Origin of the sequence: Dietzia sp. CH92, assembly GCF_032248695.1 — a bacterium.
Classification (GTDB): Bacteria; Actinomycetota; Actinomycetes; order Mycobacteriales; family Mycobacteriaceae; genus Dietzia.
Window position 1 is genome coordinate 514,987 of sequence record NZ_JAVHXC010000001.1, and the last position, 13,051, is coordinate 528,037.

Below are 13,051 nucleotides of genomic sequence, written 5' to 3' on the forward strand. Positions count from 1 at the left end.
AGTAGCCGGTCAGTAGCCGGTCAGTGGCCGGTCAGTAGCCGTGCGAGTCCAGCCAGTAGTTCGCGAGCGCCACCGGGGTGGCGGTCCCGAACTCCACCCCCAGCAGGAGCTCACGGATGTCGTCGGTGGTCAGCTCACCACTGATGCGGTTGACCAGACCCAACTGGTCCTCCGACAGGGAGCCCTTGCGGAAGACCGGCACCAGATTCTGCGCCAGGATCGCGTCCTCGTCGTCGTCCAACGTCACGATGTCCTCGGGGAGCCCCACCGGGTCGGCCGACTGCACCAACCCCACGCCGATCTCCCCCGCCCGCAGGGCGTCGAACACCGCGCGCGGATTCGGCCCCAACGGGATACGCCGTCCGAACCCACACTCGTACGTCGTCCCCACCGCGGTGGCCAGCTCGGAGTCGGCGAGGGCCTCCTGCCGCGCACCGAGGGTGAGCTCACCGCACCGCCCGGCCAGATCCGACATCGCGCGCAGGCCCCGGGTCTCCGACGTGTTGCGTGTGACCACATACACGGGCGCGTCCTCGGCGGGTGCAGGGTCCGCGGCGGTGACCCCCTCCGGCAGCGCGGCCATCATCGCGGCGTACACCTCGTCCGCGGCGACGTCCGTGGAGTCGGGGTCGAACGTGCGCAGGAGCTCGCCGGTGAAGCCGACGGTGAAGGTCGCCCCGCCCTCGACGACGGACCGCACGACCTCCGACTGCGTCCCGGACTGTGGTCGCGCGGTCACCCGGGAGCCCGCCCGTACCAGGGCGTTGCCGTAGATGTGTCCCACGATCTCGGCCTCGCCGAACGAGGCGGTCTCGATCACCACCACGGGATCGTCGGTGTGCGCCGGCACGATCGACGACTGCGCCTGACACCCCGACAGCACGACGACACCCGCACCCGCGAGCGCCGCCAGGGCTCTACCGGACCGTCCCACCGTCCACCGCACCCGATCACGTCCTTCCTTCGCACCGACCGCGCCCGTCGGCGCCGTGGATCCCGACCGACAGTGTCCCAGTCGCGCCCGGGCGGCGTCACTCCGAGTCCCGATCCGCTGGCGCGACGATGCCGCGCCCCCGCGCAGCCCGTGGGGCCGGGGCCGGCGGGCGGGGTCGGGGGTCAGCGCGTGAGGCCCGGATTCACCGCCGACCGCGCGGGATCGGTGACGTCGATCCCGGCCTCGGCCCACGCGTCCTCCAGCTCCGCCGCGCCCTTCATCCGCACCCACGCCGCCTCCGTGTGCGTCACCGGGACCGCCCGGAAGATCCTGACGGGCGCGGACTCACCCGGCAGGTCCACGTCCGGGATCTCGGGGGCGCGGAGCACGACCGCGGTGAACGCCGCACCCGGCCACAGCGGCTCCCCCAGATCGACCAGCGCCCCCTCCGACAGGACCAGTCCCTCGACCGCGGGCGCGGCGGCCAGGACCGCGAGGGCGCGGACCACGCCGTCCACCCCGCCCCGCAGGACCAGGCTCAGCTCCGCCCGGGGCGCCGCCGGGTCCGGCACGAGCGCCGAGGGGTCCCCCATCGGATCCGCCGAACACCCCAGGGACACGTAGCGGACCACCCCCGACTCCATGTCCACGAACCGCAGGATCTTGATGGGCGCCGCTCCCAGGAACGTCACGGACGCCTCCTGGGGGTCCGGGCCGTACCGCGCCTCCAGATGCATGCGCACCGCGGCCAGGACCGCCGCGGGGTCCACGGGGCCGTGGGGCCGCACTACTTCAGCCCGAGCCGGGCGAGCTCGTCCCGGACCCGCTCCGCGTTACCGGGCTCGCACAGGACGTCGTACCGGCCGGCGACCAGCTGGGACGTGGACGCGAAGTCCCGCTTGCCGCGGGTGGCGGCGTAGGACAGCGACGCCGACAGGACACCGAACACCGACCCGCCGATCAGGCCGGTCAGGACCACGCCCCACATCGGCTGCGTGAAGATCCCCAGGAGCAGGCCGACGAACAGGCCCAGCCACGCGCCGGTCGCCAGACCGCCCAGCAGGACCTTGGGCCAGGTCAGACGCCCGGTGACCCGCTCGACCTGCATGAGATCGACCCCGACGATCGTGACCTCGTGAACGGGGAAGTCCTCATCGGCCAGGTGATCGACCGCAGCCTGGGCCTGCGCATACGTGGGGTACGAGCCGACCACCCAGCCCGTGGGCGGGGTCGGCAGACCGGGCGTCTGCACGCCCCGACCGCGCGCGCCCCGCGGGTTCACCGGAGAGGTCATGGGGTCCGTCCTTCCGCGTCCGAGTCCTGCGACCGCGCCCGGTCCGTCACGGTCATCCCGGCCGCGCGGCCCCGTGCGGAGACGACCAGCGCCATCTTACGGCTGGCCTCGTCCAGCATCTCGTCCCCGAACATCACCGCACCGCGGGCGCCACCCTCCACCGACGTCGACCGGGCGTAGGCCTCGAGGATGGCCTCGGCCTTGTCGAACTCGTCCTGACGCGGGCTGAACACCTCGTTGCCCGCATCGACCTGGGCGGGATGCAGCACCCACTTGCCGTCGAAGCCGAGCGCCGCGGTCCGTGCCGCCGCGCGACGGAACCCCTCCTCGTCGCGCACCTTGAGGAACGGCCCGTCGATCGCCTGCAGTCCGTGTGCGCGGGCGGCGACGAGGATCGTCATGAACACGTGGTGGTAGGCGTCGCCCGGGGTGTAGCCGTCCGGTTGCTCGCCCACCGTCAGGGTGCGCATCCCGATCGAGGCCATGAAGTCCGCCGGGCCGAACACCAGGGTGAGCACGCGCGGGCTGGCCGTCGCGATCGCGTCGATGTTGGTCAGCCCCAGCGCGTCCTCGATCTGTGGCTCGATCCCGATGTGGCCGACCGGGAGTCCGGCGGCCTTCTCCACCTGGGTCAGCACGAGGTCCAACGCGGCGACCTCGGCCGCCGTCCGCGCCTTGGGCAGCAGCAGCGCGTCGACGTGGGCCCCCGCCCTGCCGACGACCTCCGTGACGTCACGGACGGTGTACTCGGTGTCCCAGGCGTTCACCCGCACCACGACGGTGGGCGCCGCGAACCCGCCCTGCCCCAGGGCGGTCACGACGTTCGCGCGGGCCTCGTCCTTGGCCGGACCGGCGACCGCGTCCTCGAGGTCCAGGAAGACCTCGTCCACCGGGAGCCCCCGGGCCTTGTCGATCATCTTCACGCTGCTGCCGGGCACGGCCAGCACGGTGCGCCTGGGCCGGGCGCGCAGCTCGGCTATCGCCGAGGCGGCGTCCTCCGACGGCGCGGTGGTCACGTGGGGGGCTGCGGTCATCGTGGGTGGCACTCCCTTACCTCCGATACGGCGGGCGGCCGCCAGCGGTCGGTGACTAGGTTGGTCTGCATGGCGAACCTCAACAAGGCCTTCGTCGCCAGGCTAGCCGGACTGCCGGTGATCGGCCCCGATGGGGACGACATCGGCCGCATCCGCGACGTCGTGGTGACGATGCGGTCCGGGCACAAACCCCCACGCGTCATCGGGCTGGTCGTCGAGCTGCCCACGCGCCGCCGGATCTTCGTGCCCATGCTCCGGGTCGCCTCCATCGACCCGCGGTCGGTGTCGCTGGTCTCGGGGACGATCAACCTGCACCGGTTCCAGTCCCGGCCCGGGGAGAACCTGGTGTTGGGAGCGCTGGTCGATTCGGTCATCGATGTCGACCACGACCAACCCGGCGCGGAACGCTCCGGCGGCGAGCGCACCGGCGCCCAGGGCCGTCCGACCCGGTACCAGGTGGTCGACGTGGAGATCGAACGCCAGCGTTCCCGGGACTGGCTCGTGTCGCGGCTCGCCGTCCGCGAACGCCGGGGCCGCAGCCCCCTCGGCCGGCGCGGGGCGGTCTCCATCCACCCGTGGAGCCGGATCAGAGGGCTCGACGTCGCGATCGGGACGCCGGAGCACGGCGCCGAGAGCCTGGTCGAGCAGTACGCGGACCTCCGTCCCGCCGACGTGGCCATCGCCCTGCGTGAACTGCCCGAGGCGCGACGCCTGGAGGTGGCGCGCACCCTCGACGACGAACGCCTGGCCGACATCCTGCAGGAACTCCCCCACGACGAGCAGACCGAGATCGTCAGCCGGCTCGAGTTGGAGCGGGCGGCGGACGTGCTCGAGGCGATGGACCCCGACGACGTGGCGGATCTGCTCGGCGAGCTTCCCGAGAAGGACGCCGAGTCGTATCTGGAGCGGATGAACCCCGAGGACTCGTCGAACGTCCGCCGCCTGTTGACGTTCGACTCGGACACCGCCGGCGGGCTGATGACGCCCGAGCCGATCATCCTCTCGCCGCAGACCACGGTCGCGGAGGCGCTGGCGCACTGTCGCAACCCGGACCTCAGCCCGGCGTTGGCCAGCCTCGTCTTTGTCGTCAGGCCGCCCACCGCCACCCCGACGGGCAAGTACCTCGGCTGCGTCCACATCCAGGCGCTCCTGCGGGAACTGCCCTCCGCGATGGTCGCCGAGACGGTCGACACGAGCCTGTCGGCGCTGCGCCCCACCGACTCGGTGGACGCGGTGACGCGCTTCTTCGCCACGTACAACCTGGTCTGCGGCCCGGTCGTCGACGACGAGGGTCACCTCCTCGGCGCGGTGGCGGTCGACGACCTGCTCGATCACCTGCTGCCCGAGGACTGGCGCGACATGGACCTGCACGACGACACGGAGGCCACGCGATGAGCGACTCCCCCGTGCGGTCCTCGCTCTCGACCCCGGTGACCTCGCGTCGGCCCAGGATCAGCTTCGACTCCGACGCGGTCGGCCGGTACAGCGAGGCCGTGGCCCGGTTCTTCGGCACCGGCATGTACCTGCTCATCCAGACGGTCGTCGTGATCGTGTGGATCGTCGTCAACGTCGCTGTCGTCGCCCTGCGGTTCGACCCGTATCCGTTCATCCTCCTCAACCTGGCGTTCTCGACCCAGGCCGCCTACGCCGCGCCCCTGATCCTGCTCGCGCAGAACAGGCAGGAGGACCGCGACAAGGCCTCGGTCCAGGAGGACCGCCTCCGGGCGACCCAGACCAAGGCGGACACGGAGTTCCTCGCCCGCGAACTCGCGTCCGTACGCCTGTCCGTCGGTGAGACCGTCACCCGCGACTACCTGCGTCGCGAGCTCGACGACCTGCGGGATTCCGTCGAGAGGATCGAGACGCTGCTGGCCGGGTTGGCCGACCCCGGTGGTAACGCCGAGGGCGGGGAAACAGATCCACAGAGCAGGGCCCGGGGGTAACCTCTGCCCAGACGAAGCGTCGCGGGGGCGGTGCACGACCGTGGCGCCGTCCGGTACGTCGTAGGGGGATGAACTTGCGCCGATTCGCGCACACTGCAGATCGTCGGGTGCTGACCAGCGCAGCCGTGACAGTCGGGGCCATCACGGTCCTCGCCGCCGTCGGGCTGACGGTGGACACGAGTCCCCCCGACGCCCCGGACATCACGCCGCTCGCCGAGTATTCTCCGCAGCCGCCGGCCCCGACCACCGTCGCGCCGCCGACCACCGATCCGACCCCGACCGAACCCGCGCCGGCCCCGGCCGAGGACCCCGGGTCGGCGCACATCGAGCCGGCGTCGATCCCGGACGGTCCGCTGGGGATCCCCGGCATCGCGCTCGACGCCTACCATCGCGCGACCGAGCGGCTCAACGCCGAGCGCCCCTCGTGCGAGATGGACTGGACCGTCCTCGCCGGCATCGGGCAGGTCGAGTCCAACCAGGGGCGCGGGCTCTTCGACGTCCACGGCAACACCATCGGCCGCATCCTCGGTCCCCGGCTCGACGGCTCCCTGCCGGGCACCGCGGTCATCACCGACACCGACGGTGGTCGCTTCGACGGTGACCGGGAGTTCGACCGCGCCGTCGGGCCCGTCCAGTTCATCCCGTCCACCTGGGCGAATCTGGGACGCGACGGTAACGGTGACGGCGTCGCGGACCCGAACAACATCTACGACGGCGCGCTGTCCGCCGCGACGCTCCTGTGCGGCCAGGGCGGGTCGATGGCCGACCCGGCGGCCCGCACCCGCGCGATCCTCGCCTACAACAACTCGCTGGCCTACGTCGCCAACGTCAACGCGTGGGCGCACGGCTACGCGGTCAACGCGTTCCCCCTGCCGTCGGACCTCCCGGAGATCCACCGTCCCGAGCCCGTCGTGGAACCCCCGCAGCCGCCCGAGCACTGCCCGGAGGGCTGGGAGGGCGAGCCCACCGCCGCACCGGAGCCCGCCGAGCCCGGCCAGCCCGAACCACCGGTGCCCGGCTGCACCAAGGTGACGCCGCCGCCGACCGAGCCGTCCCGGACCGAGGCGCCGTCCACCGCGCCCACGCCCACGGCGACCGAGTCGTCCCCGGCGCCCGGCCCGGCACCGGCACCCGCATTCCCGGGGCTGCCTGTCATCGAACTCCCCTGCATCCCTCCGTTCTGTGTCCCGCCGCCTCCCGCCTGAATCGTCACCGGGTGCCGTGACGCCTAGACTCGGGGCATCATGAGTGCACCCAGCGAAGAATCGATCCGCGCCGCACTGGCCAAGGTCGATGATCCGGAGATCCGCAAGCCGCTCACCGAGCTCGGCATGGTCAAGGGTGTCGAGGTGGACCCGGCGACCGGCCGCGTCGACGTCGGCATCTACCTGACCGTCGCCTCGTGCCCGATGCGGGACACCATCAGCGACCGCGTCCGTTCCGCGGTGTCCGACGTCCCGGGCGTCGGCGAGGTCGCGGTCGAGCTCGACGTGATGAGCGACGAGCAGCGCACCGAGCTGCGCCGGCATCTGCGCGGTGATGCCGCCGAGCCGGTCATCCCGTTCGCCCAGCCCGGGAACCTCACCCGTGTGTACGCGGTGGCCTCCGGCAAGGGCGGCGTGGGCAAGTCCACCGCCACGGTCAACCTGGCCACGGCGCTGGCCTCCCGCGGCCTGTCCGTGGGGGTGCTCGATGCCGACATCTACGGGCATTCGATCCCGCGGATGCTCGGGACCGACGCCCGGCCGACCCAGGTCGAGCAGATGATCCTGCCGCCGGTCGCGCACGACGTGAAGGTCATCTCGATCGCGCAGTTCACCAAGGGCAACACCCCGGTGGTGTGGCGGGGGCCGATGCTGCACCGGGCGCTGCAGCAGTTCCTCGCGGACGTGTACTGGGGCGACCTGGACGTGTTGCTGATGGACCTGCCCCCGGGCACCGGTGACGTGGCCATCTCGATCGCGCAGCTCATCCCGTCGGCGGAGATCCTCGTGGTCACCACCCCGCAGGCCGCCGCCGCGGAGGTCGCCGAGCGTGCGGGGTCCATCGCGCTGCAGACGCGTCAGCGGATCGCCGGCGTGATCGAGAACATGTCGTGGCTGGAACTGCCGGACGGCACCCGGATGGACGTCTTCGGCTCCGGCGGCGGCGCCGATGTGGCGGCGAACCTGTCCCGCTCGGTCGGAGCACCCGTCGCGCTGCTCGGGCAGGTGCCGCTGGAGCAGGCCGTGCGCGAGCACGGGGACGAGGGGACCCCGATCGTGCTGGCCGAGCCCGACTCCCCGTCGGGTCGTGCCTACCGCCAGATCGCGGATGGTCTCGCGGTGCGGCCGCGGGGACTGGCCGGGATGAATCTGGGTATCGACACCACGCGCCACCTCTGACGGTGCCGTCGCCCGCCGCCGGCCTCCCCGCGGCGGGCGGCGCCTCGCGCCTCAGGTGGCGTCGAGGTCCCAGGCCGGCCCGGTCGCCCGCGGTGCCTCGCCCACGGTGCCCGTGGCGGGACCGGCCGCGGGCGGGGTCGCGGACGGCGCCGTCGGGCGCCGGGGGTCGGTGGCGGCGGCCCCGGCACCGGCCGAGCCCGCCGCTCCAGCGTTGGCGGCCGCTCCACCGTTGACGGTAGTCCCACCGGTGGGGGCGGCCGCACTGAAGTCGCCGGTGAACAGCGAGTCGTCCCCGTCGAGAAGATGCTTGGTGACCATGGCCCGGGGGCTCATCCCGCGCAGGTCGTTGAGCTGCTTGAGCGGCTCGCGGAACTCCTCGAAGTCGGTCCCGTAGTCGTCTCTGAGCTGCTGTTGGGCGTTGCTCGCGAACTCCCGGACCTTGCGGATGGTGGAGGCCAGCCACCGGGCGGCCTCGGGTAGGCGCTCGGGTCCCAGGACGACCAGCGCGATCACCCCGAGGACCAGGAGCTCGGACCACCCCACGTTAGTGAACATCGCAGCCAGGATACGTCGTGACGCCCGCGGACGGGAGCGTGGCCCGCGCGGGTGACCCCCGGTTCAGCCGAGGGTGGGGCGGACCGTCAGTTCGACCCGCGACCCGCCCCGGATCACCTCGACCGGGACGTCGACGTCGGCGCCGGCCCGTCTCACGGCCACCACGAGTTCGTCGGAGGACCGGACCCGACGTTCGCCGACCCGGGTGACCACGTCGCCCTCGCGGAGCCCGCCGTCCTGTGCCGGCGATCCTTCGCGCACGTTGACGATCTCCGCCCCTTCGACCGCGCCGTTGTCGGCCTTGCGCGCGTTGACACCGATGGTGGCGTGCCGCACCGAGCCCTCGGTCATGAGCGAGGTGGCGATGTCGCGGACGTCGTTGACCGGGATCGCGAACCCGAGTCCGATGGACCCGCCTGACTGGGTGAAGATCGAGGTGTTGATGCCGATGACGGCGCCGGTGGCGTCGATGAGCGGGCCGCCGGAGTTACCGGGGTTGATGGCGGCGTCGGTCTGGATGGCGTCGATCACCACGTCTCCGTCCGACGTCGACTCCCCCAGGGCGATGGGACGGCGCGTCGCGGAGACGATGCCCTCGGTGACGGTCCGGGCCAGCCCGAGAGGGGACCCGATCGCGATCACCTGCTCCCCCACCTGGACGTCGTCGGAGTCACCGAGGGTGGCGACGGTGAGGTTCTGGACGTCCTCGACCTTGAGGACGGCCAGGTCGGTGGCGGGGTCGCGTCCCACCGTCTCGGCGGAGGCGCGGGAGCCGTCGGGGAAGATGACGTCGATGTCGGCGCGGTCCGCGGCTCCGTCCATGGTGACGACGTGGTTGTTGGTGACGATGTAACCCGCGGGGTCGATCACGATGCCGGAGCCCTCGCCGCGCGCGGACGGGGTGGAGACCTGGATGTTGACGACGGCGGGCTGGACGCGCCGCGCGACCTCGCCGACGGGGTTGCCGGGTCGCAGCGCGTTGTCCGGCGCGTCGGCGATGCGGACGGTCGAGGTGGTGAGGACGCGGGCGGAATCGGCGACGAGGGCGCCGACGGCACCGCCGACGAGGGCGACGACGGCGACGGCCGCGGTCGCCCCGGCCAGGGCGCGCCTGCTCAGCCGGCGCTCGAACAGGACCTCGGCGAGCGAGAGCCGGGGCGGAGGGGCCTCGTCCCCGCCCGACAGGTCGACCGGCCCCGGTTCGACGGCGGCGGCCACGGCGGGCGCGCCGATCCCGACCGGGGCGTGCGGGTCCCGCCAGGGGTCGGGCGCGGGGGGCGGGGGCGTTGCCCTCTCGTCCTGCCAGTCCGGGTGCCGTTCGATGCCCCTGGGCGCGTCGGGGCCGGGACCGAAGGCCTGAGCGAGAGCGGGGTCGGCGTCGCGTACCGCGGTCGCGCCCGCGGAGCCGACGGGCCCGGTGGCGACCGCCGCGGGGTCGAACCCCCCGGAGACGCCGTCGGGGCGCGCGTAGCGTGCGACGTCGGCGGGATCGATGGCCGGCCGGTGGACAGGGGTCGGGTCGCGCAGGGGACGCTCCGGTTCCCCGCCGGGCCCCGCCGACCCGCGTACGCCATTGAGATCCTCCACCCGGCCCACCCTAACGGCCGCGGCGCCACAACCGGCGCAGCAGTCTCTCCCACGGGGTCCGCGGCGGGAACGGGGACGCGGGCGCGTCGACAGCGGGGGGCGTTCCGCCCGGCGCTCCGGGCGGAACGGAGGTGGTCGTGTCCGCGTCGCCCAGGTTGCGCAGCCTCTCGAGCAGATCGCGGGGCATGTGGATCGGCCCCGAGCCGCGGAGGACGTGACGGGCCTCGCGCTGGTGCTCGACCTCGCGTCGGCAGTCGGCGCACCGCTCGAGGTGGGCGTCCGCGCGGAGCTGACCGGCGTGCGGCAGGCGTCCGTCGACGTAGGCGGCCGCGGCCTCGGTGGAGAGGTGATCGGTGGAGAGGAAGTGTTCCCGTGCCCGGGGTGGGCCGGTCCGCCCGACGACTTCGTCCGCGGATGTGGGTGACAGCCGGAATTCGGGCGCGGGACCGCGCTCGCCATGTCGACGCTCCACGCCGCGCCCTCCCGTCCGCCGTGCCGCGGGGCCGCACCCGGCCCCGTCTCCAGAGATCAACGTGCGACGGGGCCCGGCGGTTCCCGGTCCGCTCGAGGGGCGGGTCAGGTGCTGCGGTGGTGCGCGCCGGTGACCCCGGCCGCCTCGAGTTCGGCGCGCAGGGCCGCGCGCCCGCGGTGGATGCGGCTGCGGACGGTCCCCATCTTCACCCCGAGGATGCGGCCGACCTCCTCGTAGCTGAGGTCCTCGATGTCGCTGAGCACGACGGCGGCCCTGAAGTCCGGGGACAGGTTGTCGAGCGCGGCCTGGAGCACGGGGTCGAAGGTCTCGTCGGACAGCACCTGTTCCGGGCTGCGTGCGCGCCCGGGGACCCGTTCGGCGTCGTCGGGGAGCGTCTCGAACCGGATGCGGGTCCGCCGCCGCGCCATGTCCAGGAACAGGTTGGTGACGATCCGGTGCATCCACCCCTCGAAGGTCCCGGGCTTGTAGCGGTCCAGCGACCGGAACACCCGGATGAACGCCTCCTGGGTGATGTCCTCCGCGTCGTGCGCGTTGCCGCACAGGCGGAACGCGAGTCGGTACACACGGTCACCGTGCTGCGCCACGAGCTCGGACCACGAGGGCATGTCGGCGGAATCGCCTGTGGTGTCGAACCGTGCGGTGCCGGCGAACTCGTCCGCCGCCGCCGGGGCGGTCACCGTCCCGTGCACGGTTCGTGAGTACATGCGCTGCCGCCGCCTTCCGGCGCGGCGTGTACCGCGCGGTGGTGGGCCGCGCCCTCGTGGCGCGACGTCCGCCTACTCTCCCCCACGGGTCTGTCCTTGCGGTATACGCGTACTGAGATCCTCCTGAGAGTCTGATACCGATCCGGTCACCGCGCGTTGTCCGCCGCTGTGCGGCCCGGCGGCGATACGCTTCACGGGTGTCCGATTCCTCTGATCTCCCCGCCACCGACGGTTCCGGTTCCGACGCACTGGTGCACCGCAGCTCCGCTCTCGTCGACGACTCGCTCTACGCCTCCGCGCGCGCGGAGGCGGACGAGCTGGGCGCCGCGTCTCCGGATGCGTTGACCGCGGAGACCATCCGGTTGATCGCCCGGCTGAACGGCACGCGGGCGGCGGTGTGCATCACCCCCGCCCCCGGGGTCCCCGCGCTGGCGATCCTCGCGGCGGCCGGGACGCGCGGCGGCGCCGTGGTCACCTGCATCACCGACGACCCCCACCACCTCGACGCCGCCCGGGCCGCGGTGCGAGGGGCGGGTCACCCGGCCTCGTCCGCGCGGTACATCGCGGCCCGCCCCCTGGAGGTGGCGGACAAGCTGGCCGACGGGGCCTACGACATGGTGGTGGCCGACGTCCCGGCCCACTCGGTGACGCGGCTGGTCTCGCGGTCCCACCAGTTGCTGCGGTCCGGCGGCGCGCTGGTGCTCATCGGGGAGCACGCACCCCTGCCCGAGGACGCGGATCTCCCCGAACACGCGCACGTCACGGTGCTCCCGGTCGGCAGCGGCCTCACCGTCGTGACCCTCTGACGTCACCCCCCGGGGATCGCGTCCGCCCCGACGCGTCCCCGTCGCGCGCCCGGCTCAGCCCGGCAGGGACGTGACGGTGTTCTTGGCGACGCTCACGACGCCGCCCGCGCTGATGGGGAACCGCTTGCGGTCGCGTTCGTGGTCGACACCGATGAGGTCACCGTCGCCGATGTGGCAGTTCTTGTCGACGATCGCCTTGCGGACGACCGCGCCGCGGCCGATCCGGACCCCGGGCATGAGCACGCTGCCCTCGACCACGGCTCCGTCCTCGACGACCACGTTGTTCGAGACCACCGAGTTGCGCACGGTGGCGGCCGAGATGATGGTGCCCGCCCCGACCATCGACTCCTGCGACATGCCGCCGTTGACGAACTTCGCCGGGGCGAGGTTGTCCTGCTGGGTGCGGATGGGCCAACGGTCGTTGTAGAGGTTGAACACCGGGTGGACCGAGACGAGGTCCATGTGCGCGTCGTAGAACGCGTCGATGGTGCCGACGTCACGCCAGTAACCGCGGTCCCGCTCGGTCTCACCGGGCACCTCGTTCCGGGCGAAGTCGTAGACGTACGCGCGCTCCTGCTCCACCAGGGCGGGGATGATGTCGCCGCCCATGTCGTGGGTGGAGTCCGGCTTCTCGGCGTCGGCCCGCAGTGCCTCGATGAGCGCCTCGGTGGTGAAGATGTAGTTGCCCATGGACGCGAACGTCGCATCCGGGTCGTCGGGGGTGCCGGGCGGGTCGGAGGGCTTCTCCACCCAGCCACGGATGAGGTCGTTCTCGCCCGCGTCGATGCAGCCGAAGGCGAAGGCCTCGCTCCGGGGGACGCGGATCCCCGCGACGGTGACCGCCGCGCCGGTCTCGATGTGGTGTTCCAGCATCTGACGCGGATCCATGCGGTACACGTGGTCGGCACCGAACACGACGATGTGGTCCGGCCTCTCGTCGTGCACCAGGTTCAGCGACTGCAGGATGGCGTCGGCCGAGCCCGTGTACCAGCGGGGCCCGAGGCGCTGCTGGGCCGGCACGGGCGCCACGTACTCGCCGCCCATCCCCCGCATGTGCCAGACCTGCGCGATGTGCCGGTCCAGGGAATGGGACTTGTACTGGGTGAGGACGCAGATGCGCATGAACCCCGCGTTGACGAGGTTGCTCAGCACGAAGTCGATGAGCCGATAGGACCCCCCGAACGGCACCGCCGGCTTGGCCCGGTCCGCCGTGAGCGGGAAGAGTCGCTTGCCCTCGCCGCCGGCGAGGACGATTGCTAGGACGTGCGGCTGATTCCTCACACCCCCACCGTAACGACTCCGACGGGCCCGTCAGGG

14 protein-coding genes are annotated in these 13,051 nt (G+C 72.6%); 5 read left to right on the plus strand and 9 right to left on the minus strand.

The window, feature by feature from the left end; genetic code table 11:
- Positions 1–31: 31 nt before the first annotated feature.
- The 4 genes from RWK90_RS02425 to RWK90_RS02440 all read right to left on the minus strand — a co-directional run bounded on the left by RWK90_RS02425 (position 32) and on the right by RWK90_RS02440 (position 3,262).
- Positions 32–946, minus strand: a complete 915-nt coding sequence (locus tag RWK90_RS02425) for a glycine betaine ABC transporter substrate-binding protein (protein WP_314034313.1) — start codon at positions 944–946, stop codon at positions 32–34.
- Between the two features lie 170 nt (positions 947–1,116).
- Positions 1,117–1,671, minus strand: coding sequence for a suppressor of fused domain protein (locus tag RWK90_RS02430; protein ID WP_314034754.1), 555 nt, complete (start codon positions 1,669–1,671; stop codon positions 1,117–1,119).
- 50 nt (positions 1,672–1,721) lie between these two features.
- On the minus strand, positions 1,722–2,228 hold the full coding sequence (locus RWK90_RS02435) for a general stress protein (protein WP_314034314.1): 507 nt from the start codon (positions 2,226–2,228) through the stop codon (positions 1,722–1,724).
- Complete coding sequence (locus RWK90_RS02440; RefSeq protein ID WP_314034316.1) at positions 2,225–3,262, minus strand: CoA ester lyase; 1,038 nt, start codon at positions 3,260–3,262, stop codon at positions 2,225–2,227. The genes RWK90_RS02435 and RWK90_RS02440 overlap by 4 nt, the downstream gene beginning before the upstream one ends.
- Before the next feature lie 69 nt (positions 3,263–3,331).
- On the opposite strand from RWK90_RS02440, the gene RWK90_RS02445 reads away from it, so the two are divergent.
- The 4 genes from RWK90_RS02445 to RWK90_RS02460 all read left to right on the plus strand — a co-directional run bounded on the left by RWK90_RS02445 (position 3,332) and on the right by RWK90_RS02460 (position 7,589).
- Positions 3,332–4,657, plus strand: a complete 1,326-nt coding sequence (locus tag RWK90_RS02445; RefSeq protein WP_314034318.1) for a magnesium transporter MgtE N-terminal domain-containing protein — start codon at positions 3,332–3,334, stop codon at positions 4,655–4,657.
- On the plus strand, positions 4,654–5,205 hold the full coding sequence (locus RWK90_RS02450) for a DUF1003 domain-containing protein (RefSeq protein WP_314034320.1): 552 nt from the start codon (positions 4,654–4,656) through the stop codon (positions 5,203–5,205). Before RWK90_RS02445 ends, RWK90_RS02450 begins: the two co-directional genes overlap by 4 nt.
- A gap of 125 nt (positions 5,206–5,330) precedes the next feature.
- The gene (locus RWK90_RS02455; RefSeq protein ID WP_314034322.1) at positions 5,331–6,410 is read left to right on the plus strand and encodes a hypothetical protein; all 1,080 of its coding nucleotides are present in this window, start codon (positions 5,331–5,333) and stop codon (positions 6,408–6,410) included.
- A 39-nt stretch (positions 6,411–6,449) separates the two neighbouring features.
- Positions 6,450–7,589, plus strand: a complete 1,140-nt coding sequence (locus RWK90_RS02460) for an Mrp/NBP35 family ATP-binding protein (RefSeq protein ID WP_314034324.1) — start codon at positions 6,450–6,452, stop codon at positions 7,587–7,589.
- A gap of 51 nt (positions 7,590–7,640) precedes the next feature.
- Here the strand turns inward: RWK90_RS02460 and tatB are convergent, their stop codons facing one another.
- The 4 genes from tatB to sigE all read right to left on the minus strand — a co-directional run bounded on the left by tatB (position 7,641) and on the right by sigE (position 10,928).
- On the minus strand, positions 7,641–8,144 hold the full coding sequence (tatB, locus tag RWK90_RS02465) for a Sec-independent protein translocase protein TatB (RefSeq protein ID WP_314034326.1): 504 nt from the start codon (positions 8,142–8,144) through the stop codon (positions 7,641–7,643).
- Between the two features lie 63 nt (positions 8,145–8,207).
- On the minus strand, positions 8,208–9,731 hold the full coding sequence (locus RWK90_RS02470; RefSeq protein ID WP_314034328.1) for a trypsin-like peptidase domain-containing protein: 1,524 nt from the start codon (positions 9,729–9,731) through the stop codon (positions 8,208–8,210).
- A 10-nt stretch (positions 9,732–9,741) separates the two neighbouring features.
- Positions 9,742–10,203 carry a zf-HC2 domain-containing protein gene (locus RWK90_RS02475; protein ID WP_314034330.1) on the minus strand — a complete coding sequence of 154 codons (462 nt, stop codon included), beginning with the start codon at positions 10,201–10,203 and terminating at the stop codon, positions 9,742–9,744.
- A gap of 104 nt (positions 10,204–10,307) precedes the next feature.
- Complete coding sequence (gene sigE / locus RWK90_RS02480; protein WP_314034332.1) at positions 10,308–10,928, minus strand: RNA polymerase sigma factor SigE; 621 nt, start codon at positions 10,926–10,928, stop codon at positions 10,308–10,310.
- A 197-nt stretch (positions 10,929–11,125) separates the two neighbouring features.
- On the opposite strand from sigE, the gene RWK90_RS02485 reads away from it, so the two are divergent.
- Positions 11,126–11,734 carry a class I SAM-dependent methyltransferase gene (locus RWK90_RS02485; RefSeq protein WP_314034334.1) on the plus strand — a complete coding sequence of 203 codons (609 nt, stop codon included), beginning with the start codon at positions 11,126–11,128 and terminating at the stop codon, positions 11,732–11,734.
- A gap of 54 nt (positions 11,735–11,788) precedes the next feature.
- Here RWK90_RS02485 and glgC read toward each other — a convergent pair whose 3' ends face one another.
- Positions 11,789–13,015 carry a glucose-1-phosphate adenylyltransferase gene (gene glgC / locus RWK90_RS02490; protein WP_314034336.1) on the minus strand — a complete coding sequence of 409 codons (1,227 nt, stop codon included), beginning with the start codon at positions 13,013–13,015 and terminating at the stop codon, positions 11,789–11,791.
- Positions 13,016–13,051 lie beyond the last annotated feature (36 nt).